Raw genomic sequence first — 16,253 nt, forward strand, 5'->3', positions numbered from 1 at the left:
GTATCAACATAAAGTAAACAAAAATAAATAGAAAATTTGAGATCAGCAACAGGATCGTAATCCAAATCTTGAGATAAGATTGACAGGGACAGAGCATTGAGTATCTGTTCTATCAGTCATCCTACCTTTTCTATGCATCTCTAACCAAGCTTCTACCAACTTGTTGACTGCGTTACATCACATGTAGTTTGATGTCTAATCAATGACATAATCTACTAAATTATCTTATCTACATAAAATGCGTAGATGTCTTAATGTGTAGCGTCAGCAAAAAGTTATGTAATTATTACTTCACACATCTTGACGGAAGAACTTCTCCTCTGTTTGTATTCTCTGTAATTGCTAAAAGGCTGTTTGATTATGAATCACCATAGCTCCGACACCAGATTACCAGCGCCATGCATTATTCATACTGGTATAGTCGTCAACAAAATAGATATGCGGAGACTGCTGGCTGATTTAGGGCGCGTCCGCTATTTGCATATTCAGGAAGGTAAAATACAAAGTGAGGGTGAAGGCGATGTCGTAGAAGTGATTGCAAATCCAGAGCAATCTACGATTGTGGCTAATCACGCGCTCTATTTAAACGTCTATAGTTTTGATTACGTCGAATTACAACAGTCACCACAACAAGAAACTTATTTTGATTTAGTCCAAGATAACCGTTGCTTGCGGTTAATTCCACTTTCCACTCCGATGCAAGAGCGAGCTTCACGCAACTTCAATGAAACAGCCTTAGAAGTCATGATGGAGCAAGTATTTTCTGCTAGATGGGATGCAGAAATCGACGATGACGGCGCTTGTCCATTCTAGAAGGAGTTAGGAGCTAGAGGTTAGGAATAAAACGCTACCATACCAAAAAAGTAGTTGCTATTTTGAGTGAGAAATTTTCGTTTCAGGTTTTGGCTGAGTGCAGCCAAACAAAAGCACGCGCTGGATTTTTTTTGACACCACATGGTTGTGTGGCAACACCACGGTTTATGCCAGTGGGAACGCTAGCTAATGTAAAAACAATGACTACAGCGCAATTGGGAGAAACCGGAGCGCAAATGGTGTTAGCCAACACCTATCACCTCCACCTGCAACCTGGCGAAGCAATTGTGGCAAAAGCTGGCGGTTTACACTCGTTTATGCAGTGGCATGGACCAATGCTTACTGATTCGGGTGGATTTCAAGTTTTTAGTTTAAGTGAATTGCGGCAAGTTACTGACGATGGCGTGACGTTTCGTTCGCCGCGCGATGGTCAAGTGATTAATATCACACCGGAAAAATCAATTCAAATTCAAAATGCGCTGGGTGCGGATGTGATTATGGCATTCGATGAATGTCCGCCTTACCCTGCAAGTCGCGAAGTCGTCATAGATGCGACAAATCGAACTTACCGTTGGTTAGAACGTTGTATCGCTGCACATCAACGTCAAGATCAAGCATTGTTTGGCATTGTTCAAGGCGGCGTTCATTTAGATTTACGCGCCCAAGCTGCGCTCGAAATTGCCAAATTAAATCTACCAGGATACGCGATCGGTGGTGTGAGTGTCGGAGAACCACCCGAATTGATTCATCAAATCGTTGCAGCAACCGCGCCGTTACTCCCACGCGAAAAACCGCGCTACTTGATGGGTGTGGGTACGTATCGCGAAATGGCAAAAGCCGTCGCCGCAGGCGTTGATTTATTTGATTGCGTGATTCCGACACGATTAGCGCGACATGGTGCGGCGTTGGTTCAACAAGGCGATCGCTGGAATCTCAAAAATGCGCAGTTTCGCGAAGATTTTACGCCACTCGATGAAACGTGTCCTTGCTACACGTGTCAAAATTTTACCCGCGCGTATTTGTGTCATTTGGTGCGATCGCGCGAAATTTTAGCTTATACGCTTTTGAGTATTCACAACATTACCGAACTCATCCGCTTTACCCAACGAATGCGCGAAGCAATATTAAACGACTCTTTCGCAACCGAATTCGCGCCTTGGTTAACATCATCAGTGACAACAGATTCATCAAACGTTTGATGACGATCAAAGAGACTCTTTTTCTCTTTGCGTTCTATCCTATGGGAAGACTTCGCTAATGCGTCTAACTTTCCCAAAGAATCTTACAAATAAAATAGGAGCGCTATCGCTGTTGTAAATGTCAATATAATTGTTCAACCCGACGAGTAATAATTAGCTAAAACTGCCATATTGAATTTATGGATGTATTTATAATGATCTAGAAAATATATCACTACAAAACATGGAAAATTATTTTTAGCGCAAGAGAAAGTTAATGATTTTTGCCAACTTTGGAAAATTATAGAACTTTCGCTGTTCGGTTCTGTACTACAAGATAGTTTTCGTTCTGATAGTGATATTGATGTTTTAGTAACTTTAACTTTAGATGCGCCTTGGAATTACTAAATCTAGTTAATATGCAACAAGAAGTAGAACTCTTGGGAATAAAAGTTAATTTTATTGAAAAACAAATACTTGAGAAAAGTCAAACCCAATTTTGACGGCAAGAAATATTAAGCACTGCAAAAACAGTTTATGTCAAGAGATAAAGTTATACTTTTAGACTTAGCCAAAGCAAGTCGTTTAATTTTGCAGTTTACTCAAGACATAAACACAGTCAGTTGTGTGCTATCAAATTGCTATGCTTGGAGAAGCAGTGAGTTTGTCTCAGGAGTTTTGCGAACAGAATTCAGAGAATCCATGGGCATCCATTGCTGGAAAGCGCGATCAATGAGTTCGCGATCGTGACGGTATTAATACTCAAAGACTTTGGCTGACAGTAAAAATAAGTATTCCTGAATTTTTAATTGCTTTAGAAGCATTTTTGCCTCAAGAAGGAGAATAAGAAGTTAATATTTCTTTTTCTGCACTTTTGAATAAATAGCTCGGAGATTGCAGGCAAGTTATACTACCATAGACCGATTACCGTTTAGCATCATCAAAATTCGCATTTGCTCAGAACACTGCCTTACTTGCGGTGGGAAGATGCCGAATACACTGTAAAGCAAATCTGCTAAATGTCACTTCACAACAACTATGGGTACAGTCAATACGATTAAACCGACACTGTTAGTATGGGATGCTGTTGCACTCATTGTTGGTGTTGTTATCGGTGCTGGGATTTTTGAAACACCCGCGCTTGTCGCCGGTAATGCGACTAATAGCACTATGGTACTGCTGACATGGTTATTAGGCGGTGGTGTATCCATAGTTGGTGCTTTGTGCTATGCAGAACTGGCAACAACCTATCCCCATCCTGGTGGTAACTACTACTACTTACAACGCGCATTTGGCAATAGTGTTGCCTTTTTATTCGCCTGGGCGCGGCTAGCAGTCATTCAGACAGGTTCGATTGTTCTTTTAGCGTTTGTTTTTGGCGACTATGCTTCGCAGCTATGGCGTTTGGGAACTTATTCAGCTTCGATTTATGCTGCTGTGGCGATCGCTTTACTCACGGGTTTGAATATCCTGGGCGTACGCTTGGGAAAATGGACGCAAAATTGGTTAGCCGCAGCCCAAGTACTCGGCTTACTCATACTGATTTTCTTTGGACTTGCGTTGGCGACACCCGCAACAGGTGCAACTGCAACCGCGCCGACAGTAACCTCGTCAGGAAATTTTGGGTTAGCGATGGTGTTTGTGCTGTTAACTTACGGTGGTTGGAACGAAGCTGCGTTTATTTCCGCCGAGTTACACAACGTGCAAAAAAATATGCTGCGATCGCTGTTGTGGAGTATTGGCATTATCACCGCAATATACCTGCTAGTGAACATAGCTTTCTTGCGGGGGTTAGGTTTGGCAGGTATGGCAGAATCAGAAGCCTTAGCCGCACAGTTGATGCGTCAAGCGGTGGGCGAACCTGGAGCGATATTCATTAGCTTACTAGTTGTTGTCACGACTTTGTGTTCGACGAATGCGACAATTTTTACGGGTGCGAGGACAAACTATGCGTTAGGAAGGGATTTTTCGCTGTTTCGCTTTTTAGGACAATGGAAAACCCAAGGAAGTACGCCAGCCACAGCCTTACTCGTACAAGGGGCGATCGCGTTATTACTCGTTTTACTCGGCACAATTACCCGCAATGGCTTTGAAACAATGGTAGACTATACCGCCCCTGTGTTTTGGTTCTTTTTCTTACTAACGGGCGTGTCGCTATTTGTTTTGCGCCGACGCGATCGCGAAATTGTCCGTCCGTTTCGCGTTCCGCTTTATCCATTCATTCCGCTATTATTTTGTGTGTTCTGCGCTTATATGCTGCAATCTAGCTTGGCTTATACCGGAGTTGGAGCGTTAGTAGGTGTCGCAGTGTTGCTAGCTGGTATACCGTTATTAGTCATCACGCGAATGATGCGTGACAGTAGCATAAGGAGAGAGTAATGCAATTCAGACGAACAGCATGGATATTGATGGCAAGTGTTGGCTTCGCCGTAGGAGTTGCAGGATGTAACTCACAAACGCTAACGAATGCGCAAACCCCGCAAGTTGAAACTCCTACTCAAAGTCCCGAACGTCAACCAGATGTCGTTTACGTACCAACTCCGCAGGTAGTCGTCGACGAAATGCTCGAACTTGCCAAAGTTACAAAAGATGATGTTGTCTATGACTTAGGTAGCGGCGATGGTAGAATACCAATTACTGCAGCACAGAAATATGGTGCGCGGGGTGTAGGTATTGATATTAATCCAGAACGAATTCGCGAAGCTAACGAAAACGCTCAAAAAGCCGGAGTTACCGATCGCGTTACATTTCTCCAACAAGACTTGTTCCAAAGCGACTTTAGCGAAGCAACTGTAGTCACGCTATACTTACTACCGGAACTGAACGTCAAACTACGTCCTCAATTATTCCAACAACTCAAGCCAGGTACGCGCGTTGTCTCCCACGATTTTGATATGGGTGAGTGGAAACCCGATCGAGTCGTGCAAACGCAAGAAGGTTCGACAATTTACTATTGGGTGATTCCCGAACAGATTCCAGCAAATTTACGCGACACTGACTCAAATACGTAAAGAAAAAGGTGAAAATTGGTATCTGGTAATTGGTAATTGGAATAGTTATTTATCTATTACCTCAAAGAAGGGCAAGTATCGAACGAGGCAGAAAATCACTTCGCACTTGAACAAGGAGCAATTCTATGAATCGCTATACGTTCGCTATCGGATTTCTGCTCATAACAATTATGTCCATCCCTGTTGCGCGAGGTGAAACAGCATCAAACGCTACAGCAATTCGGTCGAATACGATAAAACTCACGCCCTTTACCTTAGTTTCTTTAGCGTACCAAGGACATTATCGCAGTCAAGGTATTCGCGGATATAGTGGGTTATTTGCGGATAGTAGCGACGGGCGAATTAGTGCCAAAAAACTCGTACAAGCGGCGGTTAATGCTGGCGAACTACCTGCAGAAACCTTAAACGATCGAGGATTTATTAATGCCGTTGACGCAAATTTAGACGCTTTAGAAATCCCGAATAAGCAATGACTTCTTGCCAATTAATGCAACGGCGACGCTTTAACTTTATGACAGCAACTTAAGCGATCGCCTTACTCTCAAACTTTCTCAGTTTCTTGAATTGCTTTCGACCTTGTCTTCTCAATCACTTTGCGCTCCCAAAGCATGTTAAGATACTTATCAATTCTGAAAGCTGTGTTGAAAAGGTTGATTTAAACATGGAAGCTGCAATGTTGTTAGCAAAACTCCCAGAGGCATATTCAATTCTAGACCCCTTGGTAGACGTTCTTCCTATTATTCCAGTATTTTTCTTGTTACTGGCATTTGTGTGGCAAGCAGCGATCGGCTTTAGGTAAGCATAAATTACTATATAAATTTTCACGAGGACAGGTAGCATCGCCTGTCCTTAAGTGTTTAACTGCGATTACCGATAGATTTTTGAAAAGCAGGTCGTTCGGACAATCGTTTCATGTAATTGAGAACATCAGGATAGTTGCTCAGGTCTAGTTTGAGCATGATTGGGATATAGCAAAGCATCGAACCGACGGCAACATCGGTAACGCTAAAGGAATCGCCTAGCAAAAACGGTTGTCGAGAAAAAATTTCGTTCAATGGTGTTAATAAGCGAGGCATTTCGCGATCGCGGTTTGCTTCGATAAAAATTCCTGGTCCTAGCGTAGCATTAGCAAATAACACCCATTGCGCGGCAGTTGCCCGTTCTGCAAGTGACGAAAATTCTCCACCATACTTTTCGGCAAGATACAACAAAATTGCGCCAGATTCCCAAAGTTGAAAATCTCCATCAACGATCGCTGGAACTTTGCCCATCGGGTTGATTGCGAGAAAATCGGCTTGGCGGTGTTCTCCAGCTTGCATATCCAGCAAGACAAATTCGTAAGGAACTGCCAATTCTTCTAAATACCACTGAACGATCGACGCACGGCTACGCGCGCCCCCATAGAGTTTGAGCATAATCAGCGTTGTATAGTGTTTACAGGACTTTATGAGTATAGTCGTGTTGTTTCACATTGTCTTCTTTAGTGACAACGCGCTGCATATTTAACACGCGCTTGCGCTCAGTCGAGTAATTAAAGTCACTACGGATTGTTCCTTGCGGAATATGTTCCTGCGCGACAGGACGAGCTTTATAAGTACGTGCAGCGGCGATCGCGCGTTGCACAAAGTCCTCACTAAATTGCGCCGCATCAGGACATTCTGTGGGTTTCTGGGGTCGATCGCCTGCAAGGATCGCACCTAAAGTCGTTCCCCAAGCTTGTTGATAGGAAGTGGGAATACCTTTGACGATCGCTTCCAACGCTGCTGACGGAATTGGTTCGATAATTTGCAATTCATGCACTTCTCCCTCAGCCTTGACAAAGCAAGTGGCTAAGCCGAGTACAAGATAATCATTTTCTGTTAAATCGGGAGCATTGGGATAGACAGAAGCTGTTGCCATAAGATTGCCATCAATTCTTCAAAGGACTGACACAAGAGAGTGGTAGTGGTTGCATTGTACCAATTTGAAGAGGCAAGCATTAGGTTACTAGCCACTGTATTAATATTTACACTTCTGGAATGGAACTTACGAAGGATGAAGAATTAACCATAGACGTGAAGTATGAAAATATCAACACTTGGCGTTTGAAGATCGATATTCAGACACCTGAGTAACTGACACAAAACCAACACTATCACTGCTTACAAAGTCATACATTATAAGGTATTGAGCTATTGCTCAGTCAACATCAATTATGAATAGTCAATCATTAAAATCGCCTCAAGCTTATCAACATCAACGTCAACCCAGTACTTGGAAGCAAGATTCGTTTGCATCTAAGTCACAAATACTGCCAGACAAGTTTTTACGTACCTATGCGCGTTCTCAGGCGCAACAAGGAAACTACACAGAAGCAATCGCTCTACTCAATCAGTTAATTACCCGCCATCCAGAAGACGCGATCGACTACAACAATCGCGGATTGATTTATTTCCAAAGTGGGCAGCTGTATCCGGCACTCGCTGATTATAACACCGCAATTCAACTCAAACCGACATTAGCTAGCGCTTACAACAATCGCGCGAATTGTTACGCTGCGTGCGGGCAACTCGCTGAAGCACTCGCCGATTATGATACAGCAATTGACCTCAATCCTAGCTACGTGCGAGCTTGGATCAATCGCGGGATTACTTTACGCGAACTAGGACAATACGAACAAGCCATCGAAAACTTTGATATCGCTGAAATTTTAGGTCAACTGCCTGCAAATATTTACGCTGAACGCGGTCGGACGTATCATTTATGGGGAGACTGGAATTTAGCGATTGCTGACTATCGTCGCGCACTTGAGTTAATATCAGAAGATGCGGAACGCCTGCGTTATCAAGTCGAAAATTGGCTCGCGCAGTTGATCGCTAGCTAGCTATTCATTCTTAAGTTAAGAGACTGTCTTTTGTTAGGTAACGGGGAGCCAGTGTCGTGCGGAGGTGTCCTCTGTTGAGACAACTGGCGTTAACAGGTAATAGGGGATAGTTGATAGATATTCTTTATCAATTACCGATGACCGTTTACCAACTTTATAAATTACGCCTGTTGTCACGTACTTGCCTATGGCTTTATTCCCGCCTCAGTTTACTGGGAAAAATACTGCTGCACGAACTGTAGGACGCGATCGCCAATCTTTAGCGATCGTGTTGAGTATCACTATTCTCTTATTCGGGGGTATAGGAAGTCGTTTAGCATATTTGCAGTTAATTGAAGGGGCTCAACTACGACAGTTAGCAGATAATAACCGCATCCGCTTAATTCCGAAACAACCTGAACGAGGCAACATTTTTGACCGTAATGGCAAAATTCTAGCAAGTAGCCGTCTCTCTCATGCGGTCTATATTTGGCCGCAAGCGCCCAAAAAAGCAACTTGGCCAACTACGCGAACTCGGCTAGCGAAGATTCTCAACATCCCAGAAACAGAAATTCAACAGCGATTAGATAAAGCCGGAGACAATTCTCCTACATTAGTACGAATTGCCCGCGACCTCAATCCGGCTCAAATTACTGCTTTAGCTGAATATCGCAACGAACTACGCGACGTTGAAGTATATATCGAAGCTGTACGCAATTACCCCAACCAAGAAATTGCGGCTCATGTTCTTGGATATACAGGGGAAATAAACGATGAAGAGTTAGCTAAAAAGCGCAGTGAAGGCTATCGCTTAGGCGATGTAATTGGCAAAATGGGTGTAGAAGCCGCGTTTGAAAAGCAACTGCGCGGAGAATGGGGCGGTCAACAGGTTGAAGTTGATGGCGCTGGGCGGATTTTGCGACTTTTAGGTGAAAAACCAGCCAAACCTGGTCGCGATGTTCATTTGACGATTGATTTGAACTTACAAAAAGCTGCGGAAGCAGCGTTAGGTCAACGCCAAGGTGCAATTGTCGCCCTCGATCCTAATAATGGTGAAGTGTTGGCAATGGTCAGTCGCCCTGCGTTCGATCCTAATATTTTTTCTAAGCGGGTAACTCCAGAAATATGGCAGCAGCTACAAAGTAAACAGCATCCCTTCGTTAACCGCGCTTTACAAAGTTTTCCGCCAGCAAGTACGTTTAAAGTCATTACAACCACCGCGGGAATTGAATCAGGGAAATTCGCGCCTAACGCAACGCTACCAACGTATGGGTGCATGAATATTGGTGGAACATCATTTTGTGATTGGAATCGTGCAGGATTTGGTCGTTTAGGCTTCGTTGGGGCGCTAGCGTGGAGTAGCAATACCTTTTATTATCAAGTTGCTCAAAGAGTCGGCGCAGCAACGTTAATTGACTGGACGCGCCGTTATGGTTTTGGTCAAAAAACAGGAATCGAATTAGCATCTGAAGAATCAGCAGGTTTAGTTGCAGACGATTCCTGGAAGCAGAAAAATCTCAATTTGCCTTGGAGTGTGGGCGACACCGTTAATATGTCAATTGGGCAAGGATTTTTGCAAGTCACGCCATTGCAACTAGCGGTAATGTTTGCTGTTCCTGCAAATGGTGGCGATCGCGTTCAGCCGCATTTACTGAAAGACAACAAAGACTCAAAAAGCTGGCGCGAGTCGTTGAATTTAAAACCAGAAACAGTGCGCGTACTGCGTCAAGGACTGCGTCAGGTCGTCTCTGGCGGTACAGGTCAAGTTCTTAATGTACCAACGCTTCCACCCATTGCAGGTAAAAGTGGTACTGCACAAGCTTTCGGTAAACAGTCTCACGCTTGGTTTGGTGCTTACGCCCCTGCGGATAAACCAGAAATTGTTGTAGTGGCGTTTGCCGAACACTCTGGCGGTGGTGGTGGTAAGGTTGCTGCACCAATGGTATTGAAGGTGTTAGAGACGTATTTTAAGCAGTGACTTTGGTAAGCTTAAAGCTAAGCCGCGTTTACTGAAAGACAACGAAGACTCAAAAAATTGGCGCGAGTCATTGAATTTAAAACCAGAAACAGTGCGCGTACTGCGTCTTTGACTCAATCAATACCTACACAAAGCAAGCAACGCCGAGCGCTCGCCAAGAATTCTCAATTAATTGATGCAGCAGCACAATGTTAGCTAACTAGCAACTACTCTATACTTACTCTAGCAACCATTCACACAAATTCTTTAATGTCAAGCATAACTCACTCGCAAACGATGGTACAGGAAGAGTTTCCTCTGGTGCATCAATCACAGCAGTTTCTTGTTTGGGACGATAGATAAACACGGTTTGTTCGTCCGGATCGATCAACCAACCCATCTGAGTACCATGTTGCAGACAGTGAAGAATATTTTTTGTGACTTTTGTTTGGCTTTGAGCTGGAGATAAGATTTTAATTGTCCAATCTGGAGCAATAGGAATAATATTCGCTACCTCCCCATTTCGATCGCGGGGAATCCGATTCCAAATAAAAACTGCAATGTCAGGAACAATTGAGCGATCGCCAAAGGTACAACGTAGTTCAGGAAATGCACGCGCGATGCGCTTAGATTTGACTACACTGTTGATGACCGATACCAATTCTCCCTGAATTGCACTATGTTTTCCTTGTGGCATCGGTTTTTGGATAATTTGACCATCAATATATTCACTTGCGGGTTCTGTTTCCGGTAATTCTAAAAACTCCGCCAATGTCAATTTTTTAGATGGTACTTGTATCATTCGGCTTACCTTTGGCTTTACCAGATTTAATACTGAATCTCTTTCTTTACATCTCAATGATTGCTTGGATTAGTTCTGGTACAGTGGCTTGTGGTGTGGTAATCGCCTACATATCTCCAGTGCTAAGATTTATTGCTTGGTTTGGCGATCGCCCTCCTGCGAATAAGGCAGAACATACTGTGGTAATGGTTATTAGAAAGCTACCGCACCAGTGGTATTCAAGATGTCTAAGGCGTATTTGAAACAGAATTGGGAAAGTTTGGTGTAACAAGTATGTTGCCTTGATACTTTAGCATTATATTTAAAAAACGAACTACCGGTCTATCCTACAGTGACCCTTCCAAATCCTTTATACACTACAGATTACGGTGCAGCTTATGTTGGTGATTCACTGAAACTGCTAGATCAACTTGAATCTGATTCAATTGACTTGGTCATCACTTCACCACCTTTTGCTCTACAACGTAAAAAAACTTATGGAAACGTAGAACAAGAAGATTACGTTGATTGGTTACTGGAATTTGGCAAAAAAGTTTATCGAGTTCTTAACTCCACTGGTAGCTTCGTCCTAGATTTAGGCGGCGCTTATCAAAGTAAACGCCCAATTCGCTCTCTTTACAACTATAGAATTTTAATTAAACTTTGTGATGAATTAGAATTTAGGCTTGCTGAAGAGTTCTTTTGGTTCAACCCAGCAAAACTCCCCTCACCTATTGAATGGGTTAATAAGCGCAAGATTCGAGTAAAAGATTCCGTAAATACTGTTTGGTGGCTCTCAAAAACTGATAATCCTAAAGCTAATGTAAGCAATGTTTTAGTGCCTTACTCTGAGCGAATGAAGAAGTTACAAGCAGATCCTCAGAAATACTACAAACCAAAAGAAAGACCCTCAGGTCATGATATTGGTAAAAATTTTGCTACTGACAACGGTGGTGCTATTCCATCAAATTTGTTAGAAATTCCAAATACTGAAAGTAACTCAAGTTATATTCAATTATGTAACTCTATTGCCATACCTCCTCATCCAGCAAGATTTCCGCAAAAGTTACCAATGTTCTTTATCAATTTCTTAACTGAACCAGGTGATAAAGTTTTAGACATCTTTGCAGGCTCAAACACTACAGGTTTTGTAGCTGAACAATTAGAAAGAAACTGGATAGCTTTTGAAAAAGATTTAACCTACTTGGCTGCTTCAGCTTTTCGTTTTCTAGATAAATCTCAAAGCTTAGAAGATGTTCTTTCTCTTTATGAACGTCTTTGTCAGCAAGAATCTATTTGCATAACTACCTCAAACCAATTAGCTCTAAAATCGTGAAAACTGTAGATGGATAGTTGTAGCTATTTAGCTGAACGCTCTTGGTATGAGTGAAGCAATGCCCTAGCCAGAGGAATTAAGGAGTTGGTTTGACATTACGGGCTCTGTAGAATGTTTCTAAGCTGTGGCGATCGCCTACGAATCTCCAGTGCCAAGGCTCGTAACTTATCCCTTGAGGATTATCTTGCGGAAACGACAGTTCAAAGCTAAAACGTGCGGCATTTTGTTCGAGCCATTTAAAAGCTTTGGTATTCTCAAACGTAGTACTCAAGTTTGTGGCGGGGACGTCGGCATCACCAATATCAACAGCGTATCCGGTATGATGTTCGCTATAACCTGGAGGTGCGCTGACGCTAGCGCGTTTTGTTGTTGCTTGTCCGCGTTGCGCTTTTACGTCAAAAAACAGGTGTTCTTGCTCGTTTGTGGAACGAAATCCCGAAATTGGTACTAATCGCACGCCATCAGCCCTTGCTGCTGCTACCATAGCCTTAAATTGCTTGGCTGCGGATGAGCGTAGTTTAATTCGCCCGTCAGAAGTAATTGGTTCAAGTTCAGATTGTGGCGCTTCTTCATAGGCAAAATGCCCTAAAAGTAATTCGGATTCGTTATCTGAAGGATTGACAGGTGCGACAGTTTGTGCAGGGGAGGGACTAGCAACGATCGCTGGCACCGAGTCTGCGTTATTTTGGACTGTATTGAAATAAAAAACACCACTAACCGCTGCGATCGCACCTAAACCAAGTAAGCCCAAAATCAATGCTGGCGACCTTTTGCGAGGTTTGGTAACAACAGCAGAATTCTCCCGCAAAGCCTCTGGGATATCATCTCCTGAGTGAGTTGTCAAATTTTGTCCTTTTCTTTTAGAAAATTCGGTGTTCACTCGCTCACTCCTGCATCAGACTTCAGCACTAGCTCATTTTAGATTAGCAACGCCTGAGAAAAAATCAAATTCAAAAAGCACTCAGGGTTTTAGAAATATTTTGTAAATATAGGGGAGTGACTTTCTAGCTGATTCTAGCTTCTAGCCCCCTTGTTTCATGAATCTTATTGCCATCTACGCACCACTCATCGGATTAGTTTTATTAGGATTAATACTCGGACGATATTTACCAAAAGTTGTTGCGACGCGTTTAGGTCAATTTCTGTTTTGGGTAGGCGTACCTATCAGTATTGTGGCATTTTTAAGACAAGCAGACTTATCAGGACAAGTTTGGATTGCACCAGCGATCGCCTGGATTGCCATGATGCTCGGAGTTGTTTTTGCTGCAATAGGAATTCATTTACGACAATACGTGCAAAAAAATGCTGTACCTTGGCGGCGACCGACTCAAGGTAGTTTTCTATTAGCTGCAATGGTGGGAAATACAGGTTATCTTGGTTATCCAATTACGCTAGCGATCGCCGGTACGCAGTATTTTGGTTTTGCCTTATTTTACGATCTCCTAGGAACAACACTCGGAGCTTATGGCTTAGGTGTTGCCTTAGCAGCGCGGTTTGGCGGAAGCGTCCATAACTATCGGGAACTTGTCCAAGCGATTCTGATTAACCCTTCGTTGTGGAGTTTCGGATTTGGGTTCTGGTTTCGGCGAGTCCCTCTACAAGCATCCACCGCCGCGATTCTTCAAGGAGCAGCTTGGACAATGGTGGCGCTATCTTTAGTTTTGATTGGGATGCGGCTAAGCCAGTTGCATTCTTGGCACAGTCTACCTCGTGCTTCAGTAAGCTTACTGATTAAAATGCTCTTAGTCCCACTCATTTTGGGCAGCAGCTTATCGCTGTTGGGGATTAGTGGTGTCACTCGGCTGGTTTTAGTTTTGCAAACCGCAATGCCACCAGCTTTTGCTACGCTTGTGATTGCCGAAGCTTACGATCTCGATCGCGATTTAGCCGTGACAGCGCTTGCTGTTGGTACAATTGGTATTCTGTTTTTGCTACCAGTTTGGATTTATCTATTTGGTAGCTGAAGCTGATTCATGACTTGCCGCAAGTTCTGCAGGGTTCATTTTTTCGTAGTGTTCAAAAGGTTGGTGAATCCACGGGTTATCAGGTAAGTAATCTACATAGTAATCTGGAACAATAACCGAACAAGCTTTGTACCACAACACCGCGGTACGAATTTCTTGGATGCGATCGCCATAGTTTTCGCGTAACCAAGGAATTGTTTGTTGCAACGTCACGCCCGAATCGACTAAGTCGTCAACTAATAGAATATGCGAACCGATTTCGGGAGTTGTCATCGTCAAGCTACGCGCAAAAACCAGTTCTCCCCGCGTCTGCTTACCCGCGCCAGTATAGGAGGAAGTTGATAAAATCGCTAGCGGTTGCTTGTAGATCCGCGACAGAACATCGCCAACGCGCAATCCACCGCGCGCCAGACAAACGATTTGATTAAATTGCCAGTTTGATTGATAAATCTTAACAGCTAGCTGTTCAACTATATGGTTGTAATCTGACCAAGAAACGTAAAGGTCTGCCATAAGAAGTGCGATTGAGGGCGGATACTAGGGTGGGAAGCTTTTTATTTTAGTATGAGTGCAATAGTACTATGAGTGAATCATCCCCTGAAGCCTATCCTGCCAAATCACAGTCGAGTGAAAAGCTGAATTTAAAAACAAAATTAGCTTACGGTGCAGGAGATTTAGGCCCAGCAGTTACAGCAAATATTACAGCATTTTTTTTATTAGTTTTTTTTACCAACGTTGCCGGAATTAGCCCTGGATTAGCAGGTACGATTTTATTAATTGGTAAAATTTGGGATGCGATTAACGACCCGATTGTTGGAGTATTGAGCGATCGTACAGTATCGCGTTGGGGGCGTCGTTTACCTTGGCTATTCTGGGGCGCAATTCCCTTTGGCATTTTCTACGTTTTGCAGTGGGTGATTCCGCAATTTAGTACAAATCCTACCGCGCAACAGTGGGGCTTATTTTGGTATTACGTCATCATTTCAATATTTTTGAATGCGATGTATACCGTTGTCAATCTTCCCTATACTGCACTCACTGCCGAAATTACCCAAGATTACAACGAACGCACGAGTCTCACAAGTTTTCGCTTTGCTTTTTCCATTGGCGGTAGTATTCTTTCAGTTGTTATTGCCCAAATTGTTTTCGCCTCGATTCCCGATCCGCGACAGCAGTATTTTGTGTTAGCGATCGCCATTGGTGTTTTAGCTGTATTACCTTTGTATTGGTGCGTTTGGGGAATCCGCGATCGCGTTGTTGCACTAGAAGCCCACCGTCGCGATCGTTCTTCTGAAGAATCGCTTCCTTATTTACAGCAACTCAAAATCGTTTTCAGTAATCGCCCGTTTTTATTCGTTATTGGTATTTATCTTTTTTCTTGGCTAGCAGTACAAGTGACAGCAGCAATTATTCCCTACTTTGTTGTGAATGTAATGGGTTTGAGTGATGCATCGGTTCCTACAGTCATCATTGCGGTTCAAGCAACAGCGTTACTCATGCTATTTGTCTGGAGTTATGTTAGCGAACGTGTTGGCAAGAAAGCTGTATATTTCATGGGCATGAGTTTGTGGATTATTGCTCAAATTGGACTATTTTTCTTACAACCAGGACAGTTAACATTTATGTACGTCCTCGCAGTGTTGGCAGGCTTTGGTGTTTCTACTGCGTATCTGGTACCGTGGTCGATGATGCCGGATGTGATCGAACTTGATGAGTTAAGAACCGGACAACGCCGCGAAGGAATTTTTTACGGTTTCATGGTATTGCTACAAAAATTTGGCTTAGCACTCGGCTTATTTTTATTAGGAGTTATCCTTGAATGGTCAGGTTTTCAAGAAAACGTTCCAGGAGAACCAATTCCCGTACAACCTGAAAGTGCATTGCAAGCAATTCGGTTTGCGATCGCCCCCATACCAACACTTTGCTTAATCTTAGGTTTGGTTTTAGCGTATTTTTACCCCATCACCCGCGAAGTTCACGCACAGATTTTGTTACAGTTAAAAGAACGCGATCGAGTTAATAACTAAATTCAGACTTTGAATCAAGTGCGATCGTATTTCGGGAAGCATCATTGAGGTTTCCAAGTGCAAGCATTGAATTATATTGGCAGTAGTGAACGAAAAGACGATTACCATACAACGAATAATTGGTGCGCCTGGAATATAATTCAGAGTAATTCTTGCTATTGTGCCTAATAGGGTAGATATACAGAACATTTCTGCATAATAAGTTGGGCTGCTTCATATCTTGTGAGGACAGTATTGTGAGTCTCTCGTCTTTTTCCAGCCTTCAACAACTTCTAATCATTTAGACTGACATCCTGATCTGGAAATGTGAGTCTTTAGGTTTGTTGGGCAAGATCTAACTATTC

At 43.1% G+C, this 16,253-nt stretch carries 18 protein-coding genes; 13 read left to right on the forward strand and 5 right to left on the reverse strand.

All coding sequences use genetic code 11. The annotated features are described in order from the left end of the window. Window positions 1-360: 360 nt before the first annotated feature. The 7 genes from B1A85_RS10265 (at window position 361) to B1A85_RS10295 (ending at window position 5,801) form a co-directional block, all read left to right on the forward strand. A complete protein-coding gene (locus B1A85_RS10265; protein WP_104546792.1) occupies window positions 361-813 on the forward strand; it encodes a hypothetical protein in 453 nt (150 codons plus the stop codon). A 62-nt stretch (window positions 814-875) separates the two neighbouring features. Continuing rightward, window positions 876-2,012, forward strand: coding sequence for a tRNA guanosine(34) transglycosylase Tgt (gene tgt, locus B1A85_RS10270; RefSeq protein WP_104546793.1), 1,137 nt, complete (start codon window positions 876-878; stop codon window positions 2,010-2,012). Between the two features lie 294 nt (window positions 2,013-2,306). Next, on the forward strand, window positions 2,307-2,399 hold the full coding sequence (locus B1A85_RS26075; RefSeq protein WP_371681651.1) for a nucleotidyltransferase domain-containing protein: 93 nt from the start codon (window positions 2,307-2,309) through the stop codon (window positions 2,397-2,399). 630 nt (window positions 2,400-3,029) lie between these two features. Further along, on the forward strand, window positions 3,030-4,370 hold the full coding sequence (locus tag B1A85_RS10280) for an APC family permease (protein WP_104546794.1): 1,341 nt from the start codon (window positions 3,030-3,032) through the stop codon (window positions 4,368-4,370). After that, window positions 4,370-5,002 carry a cyclopropane-fatty-acyl-phospholipid synthase family protein gene (locus B1A85_RS10285; RefSeq protein ID WP_104546795.1) on the forward strand — a complete coding sequence of 211 codons (633 nt, stop codon included), beginning with the start codon at window positions 4,370-4,372 and terminating at the stop codon, window positions 5,000-5,002. The genes B1A85_RS10280 and B1A85_RS10285 overlap by 1 nt, the downstream gene beginning before the upstream one ends. Before the next feature lie 125 nt (window positions 5,003-5,127). Continuing rightward, complete coding sequence (locus tag B1A85_RS10290; RefSeq protein ID WP_104546796.1) at window positions 5,128-5,475, forward strand: hypothetical protein; 348 nt, start codon at window positions 5,128-5,130, stop codon at window positions 5,473-5,475. 188 nt (window positions 5,476-5,663) lie between these two features. Then, window positions 5,664-5,801 (forward strand): photosystem II reaction center protein K, encoded by a 138-nt coding sequence (locus tag B1A85_RS10295; RefSeq protein WP_073548856.1) that lies wholly within the window; start codon window positions 5,664-5,666, stop codon window positions 5,799-5,801. Window positions 5,802-5,859: 58 nt separating this feature from the next. On the opposite strand, the gene B1A85_RS10300 is transcribed toward B1A85_RS10295, so the two are convergent. Next, a complete protein-coding gene (locus B1A85_RS10300) occupies window positions 5,860-6,417 on the reverse strand; it encodes a glutathione S-transferase family protein (protein ID WP_104546797.1) in 558 nt (185 codons plus the stop codon). A gap of 19 nt (window positions 6,418-6,436) precedes the next feature. Next, complete coding sequence (locus B1A85_RS10305; protein WP_104546798.1) at window positions 6,437-6,901, reverse strand: hypothetical protein; 465 nt, start codon at window positions 6,899-6,901, stop codon at window positions 6,437-6,439. A gap of 295 nt (window positions 6,902-7,196) precedes the next feature. Between B1A85_RS10305 and B1A85_RS10310 the strand changes: the two genes are divergently transcribed. Both B1A85_RS10310 and mrdA read left to right on the forward strand, forming a co-directional pair. Next, complete coding sequence (locus B1A85_RS10310; RefSeq protein ID WP_104546799.1) at window positions 7,197-7,865, forward strand: tetratricopeptide repeat protein; 669 nt, start codon at window positions 7,197-7,199, stop codon at window positions 7,863-7,865. Window positions 7,866-8,052: 187 nt separating this feature from the next. Further along, window positions 8,053-9,822 carry a penicillin-binding protein 2 gene (mrdA, locus tag B1A85_RS10315; protein WP_104546800.1) on the forward strand — a complete coding sequence of 590 codons (1,770 nt, stop codon included), beginning with the start codon at window positions 8,053-8,055 and terminating at the stop codon, window positions 9,820-9,822. A gap of 217 nt (window positions 9,823-10,039) precedes the next feature. Here the strand turns inward: mrdA and B1A85_RS10320 are convergent, their stop codons facing one another. Continuing rightward, window positions 10,040-10,603, reverse strand: a complete 564-nt coding sequence (locus B1A85_RS10320) for a Uma2 family endonuclease (protein WP_104546801.1) — start codon at window positions 10,601-10,603, stop codon at window positions 10,040-10,042. Here B1A85_RS10320 and B1A85_RS23590 point away from each other — a divergent pair. After that, window positions 10,588-10,845, forward strand: coding sequence for a hypothetical protein (locus B1A85_RS23590; RefSeq protein WP_146087163.1), 258 nt, complete (start codon window positions 10,588-10,590; stop codon window positions 10,843-10,845). The two genes, B1A85_RS10320 and B1A85_RS23590, sit on opposite strands and share 16 nt — an antisense overlap. An 89-nt stretch (window positions 10,846-10,934) precedes the next feature. Then, a complete protein-coding gene (locus tag B1A85_RS10325; RefSeq protein WP_104546802.1) occupies window positions 10,935-11,918 on the forward strand; it encodes a site-specific DNA-methyltransferase in 984 nt (327 codons plus the stop codon). A 76-nt stretch (window positions 11,919-11,994) separates the two neighbouring features. On the opposite strand, the gene B1A85_RS10330 is transcribed toward B1A85_RS10325, so the two are convergent. Continuing rightward, on the reverse strand, window positions 11,995-12,798 hold the full coding sequence (locus B1A85_RS10330; RefSeq protein WP_104546803.1) for a D-alanyl-D-alanine carboxypeptidase family protein: 804 nt from the start codon (window positions 12,796-12,798) through the stop codon (window positions 11,995-11,997). Between the two features lie 157 nt (window positions 12,799-12,955). Here B1A85_RS10330 and B1A85_RS10335 point away from each other — a divergent pair, with 157 nt between their 5' ends. Beyond that, on the forward strand, window positions 12,956-13,882 hold the full coding sequence (locus tag B1A85_RS10335) for an AEC family transporter (protein ID WP_104546804.1): 927 nt from the start codon (window positions 12,956-12,958) through the stop codon (window positions 13,880-13,882). Here B1A85_RS10335 and B1A85_RS10340 read toward each other — a convergent pair. Continuing rightward, window positions 13,868-14,395 carry a phosphoribosyltransferase gene (locus B1A85_RS10340; RefSeq protein WP_104546805.1) on the reverse strand — a complete coding sequence of 176 codons (528 nt, stop codon included), beginning with the start codon at window positions 14,393-14,395 and terminating at the stop codon, window positions 13,868-13,870. The genes B1A85_RS10335 and B1A85_RS10340 overlap by 15 nt on opposite strands. A gap of 68 nt (window positions 14,396-14,463) precedes the next feature. On the opposite strand from B1A85_RS10340, the gene B1A85_RS10345 reads away from it, so the two are divergent. Then, a complete protein-coding gene (locus B1A85_RS10345) occupies window positions 14,464-15,909 on the forward strand; it encodes an MFS transporter (protein ID WP_104546806.1) in 1,446 nt (481 codons plus the stop codon). Window positions 15,910-16,253: the final 344 nt, after the last annotated feature.

The sequence above is a fragment of the Chroococcidiopsis sp. TS-821 genome (assembly GCF_002939305.1).
In the GTDB taxonomy this organism is placed as follows: domain Bacteria; phylum Cyanobacteriota; class Cyanobacteriia; order Cyanobacteriales; family Chroococcidiopsidaceae; genus Chroogloeocystis.